Origin of the sequence: Variovorax sp. CF079 (assembly GCF_900101545.1) — a bacterium.
Lineage (GTDB): Bacteria > Pseudomonadota > Gammaproteobacteria > Burkholderiales > Burkholderiaceae_C > Variovorax.
Window position 1 is genome coordinate 42,809 of the sequence record NZ_FMZU01000033.1, and the last position, 18,628, is coordinate 61,436.

At 67.7% G+C, this 18,628-nt stretch carries 22 protein-coding genes; 5 read left to right on the top strand and 17 right to left on the bottom strand.

Annotated elements, in window-relative coordinates:
- Positions 1 to 2 precede the first annotated feature (2 nt).
- Together BLS74_RS31445 and BLS74_RS31450 are read left to right on the top strand one after the other, a co-directional pair.
- A complete protein-coding gene (locus tag BLS74_RS31445; protein ID WP_093111590.1) occupies positions 3 to 1,022 on the top strand; it encodes a DmpA family aminopeptidase in 1,020 nt (339 codons plus the stop codon).
- Positions 1,019 to 1,837 carry a M55 family metallopeptidase gene (locus tag BLS74_RS31450; protein WP_093111592.1) on the top strand — a complete coding sequence of 273 codons (819 nt, stop codon included), beginning with the start codon at positions 1,019 to 1,021 and terminating at the stop codon, positions 1,835 to 1,837. The genes BLS74_RS31445 and BLS74_RS31450 overlap by 4 nt, the downstream gene beginning before the upstream one ends.
- Here BLS74_RS31450 and BLS74_RS31455 read toward each other — a convergent pair.
- The 3 genes from BLS74_RS31455 to BLS74_RS34155 all read right to left on the bottom strand — a co-directional run bounded on the left by BLS74_RS31455 (position 1,800) and on the right by BLS74_RS34155 (position 2,652).
- Positions 1,800 to 2,072 carry a hypothetical protein gene (locus BLS74_RS31455; protein ID WP_093111594.1) on the bottom strand — a complete coding sequence of 91 codons (273 nt, stop codon included), beginning with the start codon at positions 2,070 to 2,072 and terminating at the stop codon, positions 1,800 to 1,802. The genes BLS74_RS31450 and BLS74_RS31455 overlap by 38 nt on opposite strands.
- A gap of 12 nt (positions 2,073 to 2,084) precedes the next feature.
- On the bottom strand, positions 2,085 to 2,357 hold the full coding sequence (locus BLS74_RS31460; RefSeq protein ID WP_139191794.1) for a hypothetical protein: 273 nt from the start codon (positions 2,355 to 2,357) through the stop codon (positions 2,085 to 2,087).
- Positions 2,358 to 2,427: 70 nt separating this feature from the next.
- Complete coding sequence (locus tag BLS74_RS34155; protein ID WP_139191795.1) at positions 2,428 to 2,652, bottom strand: hypothetical protein; 225 nt, start codon at positions 2,650 to 2,652, stop codon at positions 2,428 to 2,430.
- Positions 2,653 to 2,684: 32 nt separating this feature from the next.
- On the opposite strand from BLS74_RS34155, the gene BLS74_RS31465 reads away from it, so the two are divergent.
- The 3 genes from BLS74_RS31465 (at position 2,685) to BLS74_RS31475 (ending at position 4,773) form a co-directional block, all read left to right on the top strand.
- Positions 2,685 to 3,104 carry a nuclear transport factor 2 family protein gene (locus BLS74_RS31465; RefSeq protein WP_093111598.1) on the top strand — a complete coding sequence of 140 codons (420 nt, stop codon included), beginning with the start codon at positions 2,685 to 2,687 and terminating at the stop codon, positions 3,102 to 3,104.
- Positions 3,105 to 3,184: 80 nt separating this feature from the next.
- A complete protein-coding gene (locus BLS74_RS31470; protein WP_348272452.1) occupies positions 3,185 to 3,484 on the top strand; it encodes an alpha/beta fold hydrolase in 300 nt (99 codons plus the stop codon).
- 101 nt (positions 3,485 to 3,585) lie between these two features.
- Positions 3,586 to 4,773 (top strand): YncE family protein, encoded by a 1,188-nt coding sequence (locus tag BLS74_RS31475; RefSeq protein WP_093111600.1) that lies wholly within the window; start codon positions 3,586 to 3,588, stop codon positions 4,771 to 4,773.
- Positions 4,774 to 4,780: 7 nt separating this feature from the next.
- On the opposite strand, the gene BLS74_RS31480 is transcribed toward BLS74_RS31475, so the two are convergent.
- The 14 genes from BLS74_RS31480 to BLS74_RS31545 all read right to left on the bottom strand — a co-directional run bounded on the left by BLS74_RS31480 (position 4,781) and on the right by BLS74_RS31545 (position 18,477).
- Entirely contained in the window at positions 4,781 to 5,695 is a 915-nt protein-coding gene (locus BLS74_RS31480; RefSeq protein ID WP_093111602.1) for a LysR family transcriptional regulator, read from the bottom strand.
- Between the two features lie 27 nt (positions 5,696 to 5,722).
- Positions 5,723 to 6,049, bottom strand: a complete 327-nt coding sequence (gene fdxA / locus BLS74_RS31485; protein ID WP_093111604.1) for a ferredoxin — start codon at positions 6,047 to 6,049, stop codon at positions 5,723 to 5,725.
- A 12-nt stretch (positions 6,050 to 6,061) separates the two neighbouring features.
- The gene (locus BLS74_RS31490; protein ID WP_093111606.1) at positions 6,062 to 6,838 is read right to left on the bottom strand and encodes an enoyl-CoA hydratase-related protein; all 777 of its coding nucleotides are present in this window, start codon (positions 6,836 to 6,838) and stop codon (positions 6,062 to 6,064) included.
- Positions 6,835 to 7,998 carry a CaiB/BaiF CoA transferase family protein gene (locus BLS74_RS31495; RefSeq protein WP_093111608.1) on the bottom strand — a complete coding sequence of 388 codons (1,164 nt, stop codon included), beginning with the start codon at positions 7,996 to 7,998 and terminating at the stop codon, positions 6,835 to 6,837. The genes BLS74_RS31490 and BLS74_RS31495 overlap by 4 nt, the downstream gene beginning before the upstream one ends.
- Positions 7,998 to 9,377 (bottom strand): FAD-dependent oxidoreductase, encoded by a 1,380-nt coding sequence (locus BLS74_RS31500; protein ID WP_093111610.1) that lies wholly within the window; start codon positions 9,375 to 9,377, stop codon positions 7,998 to 8,000. The genes BLS74_RS31495 and BLS74_RS31500 overlap by 1 nt, the downstream gene beginning before the upstream one ends.
- A 216-nt stretch (positions 9,378 to 9,593) precedes the next feature.
- Positions 9,594 to 10,442, bottom strand: coding sequence for an ABC transporter permease (locus BLS74_RS31505; protein WP_093111612.1), 849 nt, complete (start codon positions 10,440 to 10,442; stop codon positions 9,594 to 9,596).
- Positions 10,443 to 10,454: 12 nt separating this feature from the next.
- On the bottom strand, positions 10,455 to 11,240 hold the full coding sequence (locus tag BLS74_RS31510) for an ABC transporter ATP-binding protein (protein WP_093111614.1): 786 nt from the start codon (positions 11,238 to 11,240) through the stop codon (positions 10,455 to 10,457).
- A 4-nt stretch (positions 11,241 to 11,244) separates the two neighbouring features.
- Entirely contained in the window at positions 11,245 to 12,273 is a 1,029-nt protein-coding gene (locus tag BLS74_RS31515) for an ABC transporter substrate-binding protein (RefSeq protein ID WP_093111616.1), read from the bottom strand.
- A gap of 179 nt (positions 12,274 to 12,452) precedes the next feature.
- Positions 12,453 to 13,826 carry a type II toxin-antitoxin system HipA family toxin YjjJ gene (gene yjjJ / locus BLS74_RS31520; protein ID WP_348272453.1) on the bottom strand — a complete coding sequence of 458 codons (1,374 nt, stop codon included), beginning with the start codon at positions 13,824 to 13,826 and terminating at the stop codon, positions 12,453 to 12,455.
- 65 nt (positions 13,827 to 13,891) lie between these two features.
- The gene (locus BLS74_RS31525; protein WP_244504110.1) at positions 13,892 to 14,923 is read right to left on the bottom strand and encodes a branched-chain amino acid ABC transporter permease; all 1,032 of its coding nucleotides are present in this window, start codon (positions 14,921 to 14,923) and stop codon (positions 13,892 to 13,894) included.
- A 22-nt stretch (positions 14,924 to 14,945) separates the two neighbouring features.
- Complete coding sequence (locus BLS74_RS31530; RefSeq protein WP_093111620.1) at positions 14,946 to 15,806, bottom strand: branched-chain amino acid ABC transporter permease; 861 nt, start codon at positions 15,804 to 15,806, stop codon at positions 14,946 to 14,948.
- A gap of 3 nt (positions 15,807 to 15,809) precedes the next feature.
- Positions 15,810 to 16,511 (bottom strand): ABC transporter ATP-binding protein, encoded by a 702-nt coding sequence (locus BLS74_RS31535; protein ID WP_093111622.1) that lies wholly within the window; start codon positions 16,509 to 16,511, stop codon positions 15,810 to 15,812.
- The gene (locus tag BLS74_RS31540; protein WP_093111624.1) at positions 16,508 to 17,227 is read right to left on the bottom strand and encodes an ABC transporter ATP-binding protein; all 720 of its coding nucleotides are present in this window, start codon (positions 17,225 to 17,227) and stop codon (positions 16,508 to 16,510) included. Before BLS74_RS31540 ends, BLS74_RS31535 begins: the two co-directional genes overlap by 4 nt.
- Positions 17,224 to 18,477 (bottom strand): ABC transporter substrate-binding protein, encoded by a 1,254-nt coding sequence (locus BLS74_RS31545; RefSeq protein WP_093111626.1) that lies wholly within the window; start codon positions 18,475 to 18,477, stop codon positions 17,224 to 17,226. Before BLS74_RS31545 ends, BLS74_RS31540 begins: the two co-directional genes overlap by 4 nt.
- Positions 18,478 to 18,628: the final 151 nt, after the last annotated feature.

The following is an 18,628-nucleotide window of genomic DNA, read 5'->3' on the forward strand; positions in this document are numbered from 1 at the left end:
AGATGAGCCCCGCGGTCCCGCGCATCGGCACGCTGCCTTCGGGCCCGCGCGACGCCATCACGGACGTCGCCGGCGTCACGGTCGGCCATGCCACGCTGGCCGAGGGCGAGGTGCAGACCGGCGTGACCGTGGTTCGACCCCATGCCGGCGATCCCTACCTGCAGCGCGTGCCCGCGGGTTTTGCGGTGCTCAACGGCTTCGGCAAGAGCGTCGGCCTGCTGCAGGTCGAGGAGCTCGGCGTGCTGGAGACGCCGATCGCGCTGACCAACACTTTCTCGGTGCCGGCCGTGGCGGCGGCGCAGATCCGCCAGTGCGTCGCCGCAAATCCCGAATGCGGGCGCAGCCTGCCGACGGTGAACCCGCTGGTGTTCGAGTGCAACGACGGCTTCCTCAACGACATCCAGCGCATGGCAGTCAACGAGGGCCATTACCTGCAGGCCTGCGCCTCGGCCGGCGAGGACGTGGCGCAGGGCTCGGTCGGCGCCGGGCGCGGCATGTCCTCTTTCTCGCTCAAGGGCGGCATCGGCAGCGCATCGCGGCGCGCCGGAACGCACACGGTGGGCGCGCTGGTGCTCGCCAACTTCGGCCTGCTGCCCAACCTCCTCATCGCCGGCCAGCCGGTCGGCAGACGGCTCGCAACGGCGCAGCAGGCCGATATGGAGAAGGGCTCGATCATCATGCTGATCGCCACCGACGCACCGCTCGACGCACGCCAGCTGCGCCGGCTGGCGCTGCGCGCCGGCGCCGGCCTCGCGCGCACCGGCTCGGTCTTCGGCCACGGCAGCGGCGACATCGCGCTCGCCTTCTCGACCGCCTACACGCTGCCGCAGCGGCGCGAAGCGCCGATGCCGGCCGTCGCGCTCCTGCACGACGGCCTGCTCGACGACCTGTTCCAGGCCGCGGCCGACAGCACGGAGCAGGCCATCCTGAATGCGCTGTGGCATGCGGATCCCGTCACCGGACGCGACGGCCATGTGCGGCCGGCGCTCAGCGCGCTGCTGCGCGAACTTGCTCCAACATGAAAATCCTGATCTCCGTCGACATCGAAGGCGTGGCCGGCGTCTTCCATTCCCAGCAGGTGCGTGCCGGCAATCCCGAATACGAGCGCGCCCGCCGGCTCATGACCGAGGAGGCGAACGCGGCCATCGCCGGCGCCTTCGACGGCGGTGCGAGCGAGGTCTGGGTCAACGACTCGCATGGCGACTTCCGCAACATGCTGCCCGAGCTGCTCGACGCGCGCGCCCAGGTGATCCAGGGCAAGCCGCGCTACCTGAGCATGGTGAGCGGCGTCGAACTCGGCATGGACGGCGTGTGCATGGTCGGCTACCACTCGCGCGCCCAGGGCCTGGGCATCCTTGCGCACACCATCAACAGCTTCGCCTTCGCCGGCGTCGAGATCAACGGCCAGGCCGTGGGCGAGGCCGCGCTCTACGGTGCGCTGGCGGGCGAGTACGGCGCGCCGGTGCTGATGGCCAGCGGCGACGACGTCTTCATCGCGGAGAACCGGCCGCTGTTCCCGCACGCCACCTTCGTGCAGACCAAGCGTGCGACAGGCCAGACCAGCGGGGTGTCACTGTCGCCGGCGCAGGCGTGTGCGGCGATCCGCATTGGCGTGGAAGCGGCTCTTGCGGCCCGTGACGGCGCACGGACATTCGTCATGCAGAAACCGCTCTCGGTCACGCTGCACACCCAAGCGCCCGCGCTGGCCGACCTGTTCTGCCAGTGGCCCGAGTTCGAGCGCGTCGCCGCGACCGAGCTGCGCTTTTCCGCGCCCTCGATCGAGGCCGCGGTGCGCATGCTCAACTGCTGCTCGGCGATGTCGGCGATGCTGCGCTGAACGGATCGACGTACACGGTGACGACGGGGCAGGCAGCGCCCTCGCCGCGGCTGTCGGCCCGCCGCTGCAGCGCTTCGATGCCGGCCATCATGGCGGCGCTGTAGCTCGGCATCGGGCCTTGCGCGGATTCGATGGCGATCGGCTTGCCGTCGAGTTCGGCGTGCTTCTGCAGGATCCAGTAGAAGTGGCCGGCGACGGGCTCGTCCACGATCAGTTCGATGGCGTCGGGGTGCATGGCGGTCTCCTCCTACTGCGCGAACATCAGCGCCAGGCGCTGCGCGTCGTGCTCGGCGTCGTTCAGCGCATCGTCGGCGGTGGCCCGCAGCTCGATGCAGACATGCACGACGCGTTCTTCCGAAGCTTCGCGAATCTTGACCACGCCCGACCACCAGCCTTCTTGCCACTGGCAGTCGAGCAGCATGGTCTGGCCGTGCGCCTGCGCCACGACCGCCTGTCGTCGGCGCACGGGCGAAGTCCGGTGCCAGACGCGTCGGGATGAGCTCAACAGCTTGGAGAACATGGCGGCCCTTTTGTTGAAGACCAGGGAGCCCATTGGATGCGCGCAAAGGCATAGGCGGAAGCGATGGATTTCACGCTTCAGCCGATTCGCGCAAGCGATCGGCCGAAGCGTGCAATAAGCCACGGAAAGGCCCCAATGGCCGGCTTGGGGAAGATCCACTTCTTTGCGCGTCGGCTTGCGCGCCACCCGGATGAGGAAGGCCGAGAGGCAGAACACAGCGCACCAGCAGCATGATCTGGCCGGCGCAGGCAAGCTTGTCCAATGGCAGATTGCCGTCGTCATCGAACTTGTGCAAGATGAGCGTCCGCTGTGGACCAGGAGGCTTTCATGACCGTTTTGGAAGAGAAAAACGTGGCGGTCCTCCGCGACGGATACCTTCGCTGGAACGACTCAAGGGGCGACAGCGCCCAGCACTGGATGGACCTGATGGCCGAGGATGTCCACTGGTGCTCGCTCGGCGCCACCGCCGCAGGCGCGAGCTACACCCAGGGCTGCTGTTCGAAATCTGAAGTGCAGCGCTATTTCCTGGAATTGAGCAGGAGCTGGGAGATGCTCGACTACACGGCTGATGAATTCCTTGCCCAGGGCGACCGCGTCGTGATGCTGGGCAGCTGCGAGTGGAAACATCGCGGAACCGGCAAGACGGTGAAGACGCCCAAGGCGGACGTGATCCGGATGCGCGACGGCAAGATCGTGGATTTCATGGAGTTCTACGACACCGCCGCCGCGCTCGCGGCGACGACGTAAACGGACGCACCCGTCATGCGGCGTGCGATAGACAGCGAACGCTAGCCGCGGCAAGAACCAAACGCGCAACGCCGCGCCGCATGGTAGGCCGCCACCGAATCGTTCACGCGGCAGCTCCCGCCCTCATCTCGCCGGCGAGCGCCGCAGAGGTTTCGATCCACGAGTTCCACCAGTACTTCCGCGCGCATCGGCCGCCCCTGCTCGCGGTGTGGGGGCGAAACGATCCCTTCTTCCTGCCGGCGGGCGCCGAGGCCTTTCCGCGCGACAACCCGAACGCGCGGGTGCAGCTCCTGGATACCGGCCACTTCGCGCTTGAAACCCATGGGTACGAGATCGCCGAAGCCATCCGGCGTTTCCTCGACGAAACGGTCGCGGCCTGAAGGCGCGGCGGCGGCTGGTATTCCCTGAGCCTGCGCGGCGCTTCGCCGGCTACGATGGCCGCCCGACGGGCCCCGTCGAAAACAACAACGGAGACAACACCATGCGCCTTCGCTTCCTCGCTCTCGGCACGCTCGCCCTGGCCGCCCTCTCAGGCTGCGCCGGCATGACACCCACAGCAGGACAACGCCAGCTCCTCCTGGTCGCCAACGACGAGAAGCAGTCGTGGAGCGACGCCGGCGCCGTGGTGCTTGCCGCCCATGGCCGCGACAGCGTGCAGGTGATCGACATCGGCACCGACCCGCTCGCGCCGCGCAACGTGGTCACGCTGCCGATGGACAACACCATCGCAGGCCCGCCGACCAACCTCGCGATCACGGCCGACGAGAAGCTCGCGCTGGTCGCCAACTCGCTCAACGTGGTCGAGGAGAACGGCGTGCGCCGCCAGGTGCCGGACAACCGGCTTTTCGTGATCGACCTCGCCGCCACGCCGCCGAAGCTGATCGACACGCTCGCCATCGGCAGGCAGCCCTCGGGCCTGTCGATCAACCGCGCGGGCACGCTGGCGCTGGTGGCCAACCGCGCCGACAACTCGGTCAGCGTGCTGCGCATCGCAGGCCAGAAGGTGACGCTGATCGACACCGTGGCCATGGGCGAGTCGGTCTCGCACGTGCGCTTCACGCCCGACGGCCGGCGCGCACTCGCCAGCAAGTTCCCTAACCACAAGGTCGCGATGCTCGAGGTCGAGGGCGAGAAGGTCACGTACAACAAGCTCGATTTCGCGGCCGGCCTCTGGCCCTACAACCTGGACGTGACGCCCGACGGCAAGCTCGCGCTCACGGCCGACAACGGCAATTCCGGCGCTTCCGACGGCCAGATCGACACGGTGAGCGTGATCGACCTCGAAGCCAAACCGCCGCGCGTGATCGACAAGGTGGTGGTCGGCGACGGCCCCGAAGGCCTGGCCGTGAGCCCGACCGGCAAGTTCGCCGTGGCGGTGCTGCTGCGCGGCAGCAACTCGGCGAAGAACGCCTACTTCTACAACCGCAACGGCTCGGTGGTGGGCTTGCGGATCGACGGCCGGAAGGTCACGCGCACCAACGAGGTCGAGGTGCGCGGCCTGCCCGAAGGCGCGGTGTTCAGCGCCGACGGCAAGTACCTCTATGTCGGCAACTTCATCGACCAGGACATCACGATCCTGCGCGTCGACGGCGACACGCTGGTGCCTACGGGCAAATCCTTCGGGCTGGCGGGGCATCCGGCAGCCATGCGGGGCCGCGTCACGCACTGAAGCAGCCCTAGAGCGCGGCGGCGATGCTCTCCAGCTGCGCCAGGCGCCGCGCCATGCGGCCGACGAAGTTCTGCGTGACGTGGGGCAGGATGCGCTGCGACGGCACCACGATGCCCACCTGCATCTGGTTCAGCGCCGGCAGCGCGAAAGGCCGCCAGAGCAGATCCCCGCGCTTGAGCTCCTCGATGAAGGCAATCTTCGAGAAGCAGGATATGCCTTTGCCGCCCATGATCAGCCGCTTGAGCAGGGGCGTCGAATTGCAGGTTGCGGCCGGCTCCATGTCGTCCCAGAAGGCGGTGAACTCGGGCGAGAGCGAAGCGCTGACCACGGGGTGCGAGCTCGAGCGCAAGAACGGAAAGTTCGCGCAATCCTTCAGCGACACGCTGTCGTGCTTCGCCAGCGGATGCCCCGGCGGCATCACGAGCCCGATCGGAAGATTCGCCAGGGCCACCGCCGCGACGCCGCCGGGCAGGCGATTCACGAAAGTGAGACCCACGTCGACCTGGCCCGACATCACCAGCTGAGGCACCTCCATCGGCTGCGTCGCGGTGATGGTGTAGGTGACCGCGGGGAAGATCTGCAGGAACTCCTCGACCGCAGCCGGCAGCAGCTCCTCGAAGAACGAGTCCATCGCGGCGAGCTTCACATGGCCGGTGCGCTCGCCCTTGAGCGCATCGAGCTCGGTGCGCATCACCTGGAACTGGTGCAGCGTTTCCTGCGCATGCTTGAGCAGCCGTTCGCCCGCCGGATTCAGGCGCAGCCCGTTGGGCAGGCGGTCGAACAGCTCGACGCCGAGCTCGTCTTCGAGCTTGTGGATCTGCCGGTTGACGGCGCTGGCCGCCACGTACAGCCGCTCCGAGGCCTTGCGCACCGAGCCGCAGCTCGCCACCTCGATGAAGTACTTCAGGACGATGGCATGCATCAGCCTGCTCTCCTGCAGCCTGGCTGCTCAGGCGCGCGGCGCTTCCTGTGCGATGCGCGGATGGTCGCAAGCCACGCGCCGCGCCTCGGCGCCGCCGGGCGAGCCGAGGCCGCTGACCTCGGCATCGAAGAACTCGCGGTTGATCGCAATGAAATGCCCCAGTTCGGGCGGCAGCCGAAACTCTTCGTAGATCGCCTCCGTCGGGCAGGCGGACACGCAAACGCCGCAGTCGATGCATTCATCCGGGTGAATGTACAGAGTGCGCTCGCCTTCGTAGATGCAATCGACGGGGCAGCACTTCACGCAGGCGCCGTCCTTGACGTCGATGCAGGCGGTGGTGATGACGTGGGCCATGGGACGACTCGCCTAGCGGCCCTGCCATTGGGGCTTGCGCTTCTGCTGGAAGGCCAGCACGCCTTCGTTCGAATCTTCGGACTGCAGCGCCTTCACCAGCGCCGGCAAGCGCATGCCGTGGGCCTGGGCCGGCGACATCGTGCCGGTGTGCCGCACCACCTGCTTGACGGCCCGCAGCGACAGCGGCGCACAGGCGAGCAGCTGCTGCACCCAGCGATCGACCGCCGCGTCGAGCCCGGCGCGCGGCACGACTTCGTTGATGAGCCCGATCTCGAGCGCGCGCTGCGCCTGGATCCGTTGCCCGGTCAGCATCATGGCCATGGCCTGGCGAAACGGGATCTGCCGCTGCAGCAGCAGCATGCCGCCGTCCAGCGGAAGGCGCCCGACCAGGGGCTCGGGCAGGCCGAAGCTGGCTTCCTCGCAGGCCACCACGAGGTCGCAGCCCAGCACCATCTCGAGGCCGCCGCCCAGGGCGAAACCGTTGACGCGCGCGATCACCGGCACGTCGAGCGTCTCGCGCAGCGCGATGCCGCCGAAGCCGCCGGGCCGGGCCGCGGCCCAGTAGTCGACGCCTTTGAGGTTCGAAGTGTTCTTCAGGTCCGCGCCGGCGCAGAAGGCGCGCTCGCCGGCGCCGGTCAGCACCACGACACGGATGTCGTCGCGGCGCTCGATCTCGGTCCAGATGCGGATCAGCTCGGCTTCGGTGGGCAGGTCCACCGCGTTCATCACCTCGGGCCGGTCGATGGTGACCGTCGCGACATGGTGCGCGACTTCGAACAGGACGCTCATGCGCCGGCCTCTTCGATCAGCGCGCGAGCTTCGGCGAGCACTTCCTCGGTGTGCTGGCCAAGCCGCGGCGGCTCGCGCAGCAGGCCGGTCTGCGCGCCGGACATCTGGATCGGGCTGGCGATGAACTTCAGTTCGCGCTTCGACGAATCCTCGCCCTCCAGGATCATTCTGTTGTGCAGGGTCTGCGGGTCGACCAGCGCCTCGCGCATGTCGCGCACCGGCGCCGAGAGCAGGTCCTCTGCCTCGAGGCGGCCCAGCCAGTGTTCGCGCGTGTTGCTCGCGAAGCGTTCGTGGAAGATCGCGTGCAGCTCGGCCTTGTGCGCGAACTGCGCTGCCAGGTTGGCGAAGCGCGCGTCCTGGGAGAGATCGTCGATCTCCAGCGCGGCGCAGATGTCGCGCAACGGATTCGCCTTGAACGCGCCGACCAGCACCAGCGGACCGGTCTGCGTGTCGAAGACGCCCGACAGCGGCATCGCGGCCCAGTTGACCTCCGAGTCCTCCATCATGACCATCGCAGCCTCCTGCATCTGCATCGACAACATCGAGTTGTAGAGGGAGACGGCAATCTTCTGGCCCTCGCCCGTGCGTTCGCGCTGCAGCAGTGCGAACAGGATGCCTTGCACCATGTGCATGCCGGCCGTGTAGTCGGCCAACGCGGTCGGGTAGATCGAGATCGGCACCGAGGCATCGGCGCGGCGCGCCATCACGCCGGTCAAGGCTTGCGCGAGCACGTCCTGCCCTCCCTTGTGCGCATAGGGTCCGGATTCGCCGAAGCCGGTGCCGACCGCATACACGATGCGCGGGTTGAGGCGCTTGCAGTCCTCGTAGCCGAGGCCGAGGCGCTCCATCACGCCGGCGCGGAAGTTGTTGGTGACCACGTCGGCATCGGCGATCAATGCCTTGACCAGGTCCATCTGCGCCGCATCGCGCAGATCGATTTCGACGCTGCGCTTGTTGCGGTTGAGGCTGCAGAAGATCGGGTTGTCGTGCCCCGCGACCGGCGCGAAGGTCGAGCGGCTCAGGTCGCCCGCGCCCTTGCGCTCGATCTTGATCACGTCGGCCCCGTGGTCGGCCAGCATCTGGGTACAGACCGGGCCCATCATCACCTGCGTGAAGTCGATCACGCGGATGCCGGCCAGCGGCAGGTTAGCGGTCGTCATCACGCGGCCTCCGCAAACGAGCGGGCGATCGCCGGCACATCGGTGTTCGGGCCCTTCTGGTCGCCGGGGTCGGCGCCCTGGGCGCGCAGCGTGCGCTGCAGCTTGGCGACGTCCACGTGGCGCACGGACACGCCGGCGTCGAGCGCCAGTGCCGCGGCCACGCCGGTGGCCTCGCCCATCGCCATGCAGGGCGGGATCTCGCGCGAGATCTTCTGCGCCGCCGAGGTCGCGGAGTAGTGGCGGCCGGCCACCAGCAGGTTCTCCACGCTGCGCGGCAGGAGGGTGCGCAAGGGGTAGTAGTAGTCGCGGCCGCGGGCCACGCTGTCTTCGAAGCGGGTGCGCTGGGCCAGGTCTTCCTTGGTCATCACGTACTCGCCTTCGAGCAGCCGGGTCTGGCGGATGCCGGTTTGCGGCGCCATATCGACCAGGTAGCAGTTCTTGAAGCCGGGCAGCCGGGCGCGAACGAAGTCGATCACCTTGTGGATGGTGTTGCGGCCTTGGACCTCGGCGCGCGTCAGGTCGGCCACCTTCAGGCCGTCGAGTCCGGGCATGTGCGGGCAGTTGCACCAGACGATGCCCGGCAGCGGCGTCTTGAGCCACCAGTTCTCCCAGGCGCCGCCCAGCATGTGCTTGACCTCGCGGTCCAGCGCCTGGAAGGCCTGCGGCTCCTCGCTCTCGAAGCGCTCGGCCTCGTCGGTATCGACGCCGCCGAGCCGGAACACCGTGGTCACGATGTAGGCGCCGCTGATGTGGGGCGCGCCGGCCGATGCCGCGACATCGAGGTCGCCGGTGGTGTCGATCACCACCTTGCCCAGGATCGCTTCGCGCCCGCCCTTGGTCTCGCAGACCACGCCCTTGACCTTGCCGTCCTCCACCAGGGTACGGGAGAACCACGAGTGCAGGCGCAGTTCGATGCCGGCCCGCTGCACCATCTCGAGCGAGGTGCGTTTCCACGCGTCGGGGTCGAAGGCCGCCGCGAAGCAGATCGGGTGCGGCTTCTCCTTGCTGTGGAAGTCGTAGGTGCCCCAGCGCTTCCAGCGCCGCACCGAGTCGGGCAGGCTGCCCCAGTCCTGCTGCTTCGGATATTCGGCCAGGCCGAGCGCGGCCATGCGATCGATCATCTCGAGGCAGATGCCGCGCACCGAAATTTCCTTCTGGTGGTTGTCCCACATGTCGTCGAGCACCAGCACCATGCCGCCCGAGGCCAGGCCGCCGAGGTGGTTGTAGCGCTCCAGCAGCGTCACGCTCGCACCGTTGCGCGCAGCGGCAAGGGCCGCGGCCTGGCCGGCCGGCCCGCCGCCCACCACCACCACATCCGATTCGGCTGCCACACGAACGTCGTGCGCAGACTCCTGCATCCAGTCGCCGATACGGCTCATAGCTAATCTCCTGTTTGTCCTGTTTGAAATGTCGAGGCGACGCACTGCGTTAGGGCCTGTTAACACATGAATCACCCCCGGCCCTTCGGGTGGAGCCCCAGAGAGGGCCCACTCGTCGTTGCCATGCTCACTGGGTGTGCAACCCAGTTCCGCTTGGCGCCCAGATTGGGCCCTCTCTGGGGCCCCACGCGGGGGTGATTCATGTGTTAACAGGCCCTAGTGCGTGCTCTCCGGATGCCAGCGAATGATCCAGCGCTCGGCCAGGGTCACGAGCAGGAAGAACAGGCCCGAGAGGCTCGCGCTCATGACGATCGCGGCGTACAGCAGCGGAGAGTCGAAGTTGAAAGTGGCCTGAAGAATCATGGCGCCGATGCCGACCGTGGCGCCCACCCATTCGCCGACCACCGCGCCGATCACGCACATCGATGCCGCGATGCGCAGGGCCGAGAACAGATAGGGCAGCGCGTTCAGGAGCCGCAGGCGGAAGAAGATCTCCGTCTTGCTGGCCGACAGCACGCGCATCAGCTCCATGGCCTGCGGGTTCACCGATTCGAGGCCGCGCACCATGTTCACCAGCGTCGGGAAGAAACACACCAGCGCCGCGATGGTGATCTTCGGCTCCATGCCGTTGCCCATGATCAGCACCAGCACCGGGGCCTTGGCCACCAGCGGCACGGCGTTAAACATCAGCACCACCGGGAAGAAGATGTCCTGCAGCGTCTTGTTGTGCACGAAGACCGTCGCGATCGCGATCGCGGCGAGGTTGCCCAGCAGGAAGCCGCCGGCCGCCTCCATCGCGGTGGGGATCAGGTTGTCGAGCAGCACGGCGCGCTTGGCGTAGAGCGTTTCGAGCACTGCCCATGGCGTGGGCGCGATGAAGGGCTTGACGTCGAAGATCGCGATGACGGCCCACCACAGCACGACGAGGCCGACGATGCCGAGCGCCGGCAGGATGCGGCGGCGCCAGACGCGCCGCTGGCGCGCTGCGGCCCAGGCGAGGTACTCGGGGTCGGCGGGAACTTGAGCCAGGCCGGTCACCGGCGTATCGATGGAACTGGTGGTCATGGGGGCCTCCCGTCAGCAGGTTTCCAGCACGCGCCGCAAGTGCGCGGTGAGGCGCACGAACTCGGGGGTCTCGCGGATGTCCAGCGTCCGGTCTTCGGGCAGCTCGACCGGCACGATCTCGCGCACGCGGCCCGGATTGGCGGCCAGCATCAGCACGCGCTGGCCCAGATAGGCGGCCTCATGGATGCTGTGGGTGACGAACAGGATCGTCACGCCGGTTTCCTTCCAGACGCGCCGGATCTCCTCGTTGAGCCGGTCGCGCGTGATCTCGTCGAGCGCGCCGAAGGGCTCGTCCATCAGCAGGATCTTCGGGTCGCTGGCCAGTGCGCGCGCAATCGACACGCGCTGGCGCTGGCCGCCCGACAGCTCATGGGGCCAGGCCTGCGCCTTGTCCTTCAGGCCGACCAGTTCGAGCAGCTCCTGCGGCGAGCGGCGTCCCTTGCGGCTCGCGCCGCCGCCCACCTGCAGCGGCAGCTCGACGTTCTGCAGCGCCGTGCGCCACGGCAAGAGCGCCGCATCCTGGAACACGAAGCCGATGTCGCGGTTCTTGCGCGCGGCCTGCGGCGTCGCGGAGAGCACCTCGATCCTTCCGCGGCTCGGCTCCAGCAGGTCGGCAACCACGCGCAGGAAGGTGGACTTGCCGCAGCCCGAGGGGCCGAGCAAGGTCAGGAACTCTCCGTGAGCGACGTCGAGGTCCAGGCTCTTGATCGCAGTCACGTCGCGGCGCTCGGTGAAGAAGCGCATGCCGATGTCGCGACAGGAGATCGCGGGCGAGGCGTTCGTCAGAACGGCAGCCATGGCATCACGCCTTCGTCCGCGCGGCCGCGCTCGCCTTGAGGCCGTCGAGCCACAGCACGTCTTCCACCTTCGGCGTGCGCGCGGTGAACTGGCCCAGCTCCGCGTACATCGAGATCTGTTCCTGCCAGACCGCCGCGTCCATCGCGCCCCAGCCCTGCGTCTGCGCCAGACCGCCGAAGCTGTACTCGAGCATCACGTCGACCGCCACGCGTTCGTCCTCGCGCTTGAGGTTGGGGTATTCCTTGACCAGCAGGTCGACCGCTTCGTCGCGGTTGGCCTTCACATGCTGCCAGCCGCGGGCGGTGGCGCGCAGGAAGGCTTCGATGACCTTGGGCTGCGTCTCGAGCGTCTTGGTCGACGCGTAGTACGGCAGCGCGTAGAGCTTCACGCCCGAGTCCCACAGCGTCAGGTCGACGCGCTCCGGGCCCAGCACCTTGAGCGCCGTCGTGCTGGTGAGCCAGCCGGTGACCACATCGACCTGGCCCGTCAGCAGCGGCGACATGTCGGCGCCGATGGTGACGACCTTGACCTCCTTCTCCGGAATCTTGTTCTTCGCCAGCAGAGCACGCAGCAGCACGGCCGCCGTCGACGGGAGGCCCACCCGCTTGCCGACCAGGTCGGCCGGCTTGCGCACCGGGTTCTTGGCCAGCGAGAAGAAGGTGAAGGGGTGCTTCTGCGCGCCGACGGCGAAGCACTTGATCGGCAGGCCCTGCGAGACCGCGAGCATGACGGACGGGCTCGAGGAGACCTGCCCCAGCTCGTAGCGTCCCGAGGCGACGATGGCCACGCCATCGATGTTGGGGCCGCCGGGCTGGATCGCGAAATCGATGCCTTCCTGTTCGTAGAAGCCCAGCCGCTTGGCAACCACTTCGCCGATCTGGTTGACACCGACGATCCAGCCGAGCTGCATGTTGATGCGCGCCTTGCCCTGCGCGAACGCGTCGATCGACAGCAGGCCGCCCGCCGAAAGTCCGCCGGCAATGAGCGAGGTCTTGAGCAGGCTTCGGCGGCCGGAGTCGTGGAGATGGGCCATGGCAGGTTCCTTTTGATGCAAGAGGATGAAGGCAGTGGGCGGATGCTAGGAGCGGAGGGCGTTGCCTCCAAGAACCGTTTTTCGCAACGGGCGAGCTAAAAATTAGGGCGGAGTGCCAGGGCAGCGGCTCGCCCGAGGTGGCCGGCCTGTTTCAGGCCACGGACCCGCGTTGCCTTGCGTCAGCTCGGCCGCTCTCGCTGAAAGACCGGCTCGTCCGCCGCGGGCTGCGGCGGATCTTCATGCGCCGCAAGGCTGCGCGCGTGTCGCCCTGCCGCCTCGCGGAACGCGCCGGAGATCCGCTTGTCCCCGGCCGCGCTTTGCCAGAACGCGATGGCCAGTTTCCTGGCTGCGTCCCAAACCCGCAGCGTGTCTGCCGTGGGGACCAGCTTGCCTGGATCGAAGTCGTCCCGCGACACCAGTTCACCGGCCACGGGTGCATAGACCATGGGCAAGGTGTCATAGGCCGGCGCCAGCGCCCAGTTGCCCGATGGATCGATGACCAGCGAAATGTTCCCGTAATGCCGGTCGGTATTGCCGATCAGTTGTCCGTATGCCTCCAGCAATCGAAGCCTGTCGGCATCGCTGGGGCGCATCAGGCCGCGCGTGCTCATGCGCTCCGCGGACGCGGCCCAGTTGTCGATCTGGCCGATGTACTCGTTGTCGAACGCGAGCAGGGAGACCATGCCGATGCGGCCGCGCGTGGTGCGGTCGAAGCGCTCCACTTCGAGCAGGGTGCGGCCGCCTGCAACGAAGATCCGCGTCCTCGCCGCCGGAACGCCAGCCGCGTTCAAGGTGGAGAGGGCCAGGTGCTCGCACACCAGGAGGTCGGCCCACCGTTGCTCGGGCGCAGAGTCCCCTGCGGGCGAGAACTTCACGATCACCGGCCGGCCGTCCTCGCGAACGGTGCAGAACTTGGGCTGTTCGCCACCCGCGGAGGAACCGGGCAGGGCGCCGTGCATCGCGGCCTCGGCCAACTCGGGGTACAGATCCGGCGACGCCCGATCGGCCGGGCCTGCGTGCATGTAGCGCTCGAACGACCCGGCTCCAAGGATCAGGTTGCCGGGCAAGTCATCACCGGCTTGGCTCAGGGCTCTCAGGACGTCGTCATCCGTCCAGTGATCGGGGTTGTCGGCAAGGTGGAGTTCCTTCCGGGCATGCGCGAATGCGCGTCCGAGGAAACCTTGCGGCCGCATGTCGGCCAGGAACCACGGCAGGCCATCGTGAAGCTGCGCACGAGTGGGCTCGAACTCCTCGACCCAGCATCGACCTCTGACCGCAGGAATCAAGGTGCCGAACACGGCGGCCTTTCCGGTGCCGTCCACCTTCATGATCGGGATGGTGCCGGTGGTGCTTATGCCCTCCACGCGGCGCGGCATGACATAGGCCTGATTCCGTGCGCGGCCGACCTTGAGCACCTCGCCCGCCGAAAGAAGCGGCGCGAGCGCACGCGAAATGGAGGCTTGGCTTGCACCGCAGACCTGCTGCAGCTCAGCGCTGCGCGCGGCGCCAGCGGTACGCAGCGCCTGTCGAACGCGCTCGGTAAGTTCGCTCATGTGAATAGATCGAACCTGCGGACACACCTCTTGCAAGTCGACTTCGGAATATAAAAATGAATAGATTAATGAATAGATTCTAGTACCCTATCTGATGGGGCGCTGCCCAGCAGCACCCGCTGCGTCGGAAACAGCGACCACCCCCAGCGCTGCTGCGCGTAGCCCCAGAGCCCCTGCTTGAAGAAGATGGTGACCACGATCGCCAGCAGGCCGAGGCCCAGCAGGTACCAGGTGCCGTAGTCGCTGAAGAACTTGTTGAGCGCCCAGAAGATGAGCGCACCCACCAGCGGCCCCTCGATGCGGCCGATGCCGCCGATCACCACCATGAAGATGGCGAAGGCGGTCCAGTTCACGCTGAAGGCGGCGTCGGGGCTGATGCGCAGGTTGCCGACGAAATAGAGCGCGCCCGCCAGGCCGGCGCCGAAGGCCGCGACCACGTACACCGCGAGCTTCATGCGCACGACAGGGATGCCCTGCGATTCGGCGGCGACTTCGTTGTCGCGAATGGCGAGCAGCGCCAGCCCGCGCTTGCTGCGCAGGAACAGGTAGACCAGTGCGATCGCCGCCACCACGCAAGCCAGCGCCATCCAGTAGGTCACGCTCTCGCGCGTGGCGCGCTCGATGCCGCGCAGGGCGGTGAGCGTGGTGCCCGAGCCGCCGCCCACGACCGAGACGTTGGCGAAGCTCAGGCGGAACACCTCGGCGATGACCCAGGTGCCGATCGCGAAGTAGCCGCCCGAGAGGCGGAAGGCGACGAAGGACACCGGCACCGCGATGGCCCCAGCCGCCAGCGCGCCGAGCGGAATGGCGATGAAGGGGTTGACGCCGGCGAAGTTGCCGAGCATCAGCATCACGTAGCCGCCGAAACCGAAGAAGGCCTGCTGGCCGATGCTGACCATGCCGCCGTACCCGGCGAGCAGGTTCCACATCATCGCGAAGATGAAGTAGCAGGCGATCTCGACGAACTCGCGCATCCAGCTCGATTCGCCCCAGAAGGGCAGGCTGGCGGCAAGGGCGACCAGCACCGCCGCCACCATCAGCGCGGCGCGGCTCGCGGCTGTACTGCGCACGACGTCGAACGCCGGGTTCGGGGTCAAGACCGGATTCCTGGTCATTGCATCAGCCTCGCGTTTTCGGAAAGAGCCCTTGCGGCCTGAGCACCAGCACCAGCAGGAAGACGATGTGCCCGACCCAGATGCCCCAGCCCGGGTCGAGTCGGAAGCCGATCTGCTGCGTGATGCCGAGGATCATTGCGCCCGCGAGCGTGCCCCAGAAGGAGCCCATGCCGCCGATGATCACGGCCTCGAAGGCGAACAGCAGCAACAGCGGCCCGTCCGAGGGTGACACCGTCGTGCGCATGCCCTGCAGCACGCCGGCCACCGCGATCAGCACGAAGGCGATGGCGGTCGCGAAGGCGTAGACCTTCCTCGCGTTGAGGCCCATGAGTTCGGCGATCTCGCGGTCGTCCGACACCGCCCGAAACGAGCGGCCGAGCGCCGTGCGCGCGAAGAGCCATTGCAGCGCCGCCGTCGCGGCAACCGCGATGGCGAGCACCACCAGCGGCAGCACGCCCAGCGACAGCGACTCGCCGATGCGAAGCCCAAGCGTGTTGAGGCCGCCGGTCTCGATCGAGCGCGGATCGGCTGAGAACAGTTCCAAGAGCAGGTTCTGGATCACGATCGAGAGGCCGAAGGTCACGACCAGCGAGGGCAGCGGGTCCTTGCCCAGCGTGCCGTTGAGCACGTAGCGCTGCAGCGCATAGCCGAAGCCGAAGGCCAGCGGCAGCACCGCCAGCGCGACCAGGAAGGGCGCACCGCCCACGAGCGTGGTGCCGGCGATCACCGCGAAGGCGCCGAGGATGATGAAGTCGCCCTGCGCGGTGTTGGTGAGCCGCATGACACCGAACATCAGCGACTGGCCGAGCGCGAAGAGGGTGTAGAGACCGCCGAGCAGGATGCCTTGGAGCAGGGTTTCAAGCACGGCTCAGACTCCGAAGTACGCCGCCGAGATCTGGTCCCGCGTGAGCGCGTCCGATCGGCCCGCGAGCGACACGCGCCCCTCCTGCAGGCAATAGATGCGCTGCGACACGCGCTGCGCCATGCTCACGTCCTGCTCGACGATCACCACCGTCATGCCTTCGCGGGTGATGGCCGGCATGGCGGCGTAGATCTCGCGGATCACGATCGGCGCCAGGCCCAGCGAGAGCTCGTCGCACAAGAGCACCTCGGGGTTGCTCATCAGCGCACGGCCCAGCGCCACCATCTGCTGCTGGCCGCCCGAGAGCGAGGTGCCGGGTTCGTGCCGTTTCTCGGCGAGGATGGGGAACAGCGCGTAGAGGCGCTGCAGGTTCCACGGCCCTTTGCGGCCCGCGTGGCCGCCGATCAGCAGGTTCTCCTCCACGCTGAGGCTGGAGAACAGGCGCCGGCCCTCGGGCACCATCGCCAGCCCGCGCTTGACGATCTCGCCGGGCGCGAGGCCGCCGATGGCCTCGCCCTTGAAGTGCACCGCCTCGCGCGGCGCGCGCACCAGGCCCGTGAGGCACTTGAGCAGCGTGGACTTGCCCGCGCCGTTGGCACCGATGACCGCGACCAACTCGCCCTGCGCGAGCTCGAAGTCGATGCCGAAGAGCGCCTGGGCATCGCCATAGAAGGCCTTCAGGCCTCGGGCTTCGAGCAGCTTCGTCATGCCTCCATCCCCATATAAACCCGCCGCACCTCCGGATCGCCCATCACCACCCGCGGCTCGCCTTCCGCCAGCTTCTGACCGAAGTTGATGACGAACAACCGATCCGCCAGCGAGAGCAGTGCATGCACCACGTGCTCGATCCAGATCATGGTCACGCCGCGCGCCTTGATCTGCTTGAGCTCTTCCACCAGTTGCTTCGCCTCGGGCTCGGTCAGCCCGCCCGCGATCTCGTCGAGCAGAAGCAGCCTGGGCCGCGTCGCGAGCGCACGCGCAAGCTCGAGCCGCTTGCGGTCGAGCAGGGTCAGACCGCCGGCCGGCTTGTTGGCATGGGCCATGAGGCCGGTCTCGGCCAGCACCTCCTGCGCCGTCTGCCAGGCCTCGCGCTCGGTCTGGCCGGCGCCGAAGCAGGCGGCCGTGACCAGGTTCTCGAACACGCTCATGTGGCCGAAGGGCTGCGGCACCTGGTAGCTGCGGCCGATGCCGGCATGGCAGCGCTGGTGGGGCTTGAGCGTGGTGACGTCGCGCCCTTCGTACTCCACGCGCCCAGCGTCGACGCGCACGTCGCCCGAGATCAGGTTGAACAGCGTGGTCTTGCCCGCGCCGTTCGGCCCGAGGATGCCCAGCGTCTCGCCCTCGGCCACCGCGAGCGTGATGTCGTCGGTGACCTTGAGCGCGCCGTAGGACTTGCAGACGCCGTGCAGCGCGAGAAGCGTCATAGCGGCTTGAGGGTGCCGCCGGCCGGAATGCTCTTGGCCGCATCGTTGTTGACGATGGTCAGCTCGACCTTGTACTTCTGGCCCTTGTTCCACTGGCCCAGCACCAGCGGCGTCTTGCTCACGTTCTTGAACGGGCCCTGCCCGCCCCACTTCACCGGGCCGACCACCGTGTCGAGCGAGGTGGCGGCGACCGCGTCGCGCACGTCGGCCGCCTTGGGCGACTTGGCGCGCGAGAGCGCGTTGGACGCGACTTCGAACAGCGCGTGCGCGAAGCCGATGGGCTGCGTCCATTGCTTCTTCGCGCCCGCCTCGTAGGCCTCGGCCAGCGACTTGGCGCTCTGCTTCGTGAGGCTCGAGGTGAAGGGATGCCACGGGCTCCACCACACCTCGGTCGACAGGCCGTAGCCCAGATCGCCCAGCGCCTCGATCGCGCCCGGGAACAGGAGCGCCTTGCCCAGAGTGATGACCTTGGGCCTGAAGCCCTGCTGCCGCGCCTGCGTGAGGAAGGTCTTGGCATCGGGCGGGATCACCACGCCGGTCACGATCTCGACGTTGTCGCGCTTGAAGGCCGCGATCTGCGCGCTGAAGTCCTGCGTACCGTTCTGGAAGCGGCCCGGGTCGGTGAGCGTGAAGCCCATCTGCGCCAGCGGCTTCGGGAAGCCGAGTTCCTTGTCGCCCCAGGCATTGCCGTCGCCGTCGTTGGGGAACAGGCCGCCGACCTTCTTGTTGGTCTCGACGGTTTTCCAGCCGTTGGTGAAGTTGGCGATGACGTCCTCCAACCCCCAGAACAGGTGATAGGTCCAGTTGAAACCCTTGGCCGGATCGCCCTTGCGGCCGAAGAACCAGGGCTGCCACGGCACCACGCTGGAGACGCAGGGCACTTCGTTGAGCTCGCAGGCGTCGCTCACCGGATTCGCGGTCTCGGGCGTGCCGGCGGTCAGCACCAGCGCGACCTTGTCCTTGAGGATCAGATCGTTGGCGACCTCGCCCGCGCGGTTGGGATTGGACTGGCTGTCCTTCAGCACGATCTGCACCGCGTACTTCTTGCCGCCGACGCTGAGGCCGTCCTTGAAGGCCGTCTTCATCTGCTCGATGACCCACTTGTCGGCCTCGCCGAAGGGTGCGAGTGGCCCGGTCTGCGGCGACACGTAGCCGATCTTCAGCGTGTCGGCGGCGAACACCAGCGGCGCGGCGCCACTCGCGGCGAGCGCAGCCGCGGCCTGGGTGAACTGTCTGCGATTGAATGTCATGGTTGTCTCCTTCTTTTGCTTCTCTTCTTGCACAAGGGATTCAGGCCGGCTCGCCGTCGAAGGCGCGCTGCAGCAGCGCGCGGATCGCCTCGCGCTCGACCGGGCGCGGATTCCAGTACGGGTTGGCCGCCGCGATGTCCGCCGCGCGGTC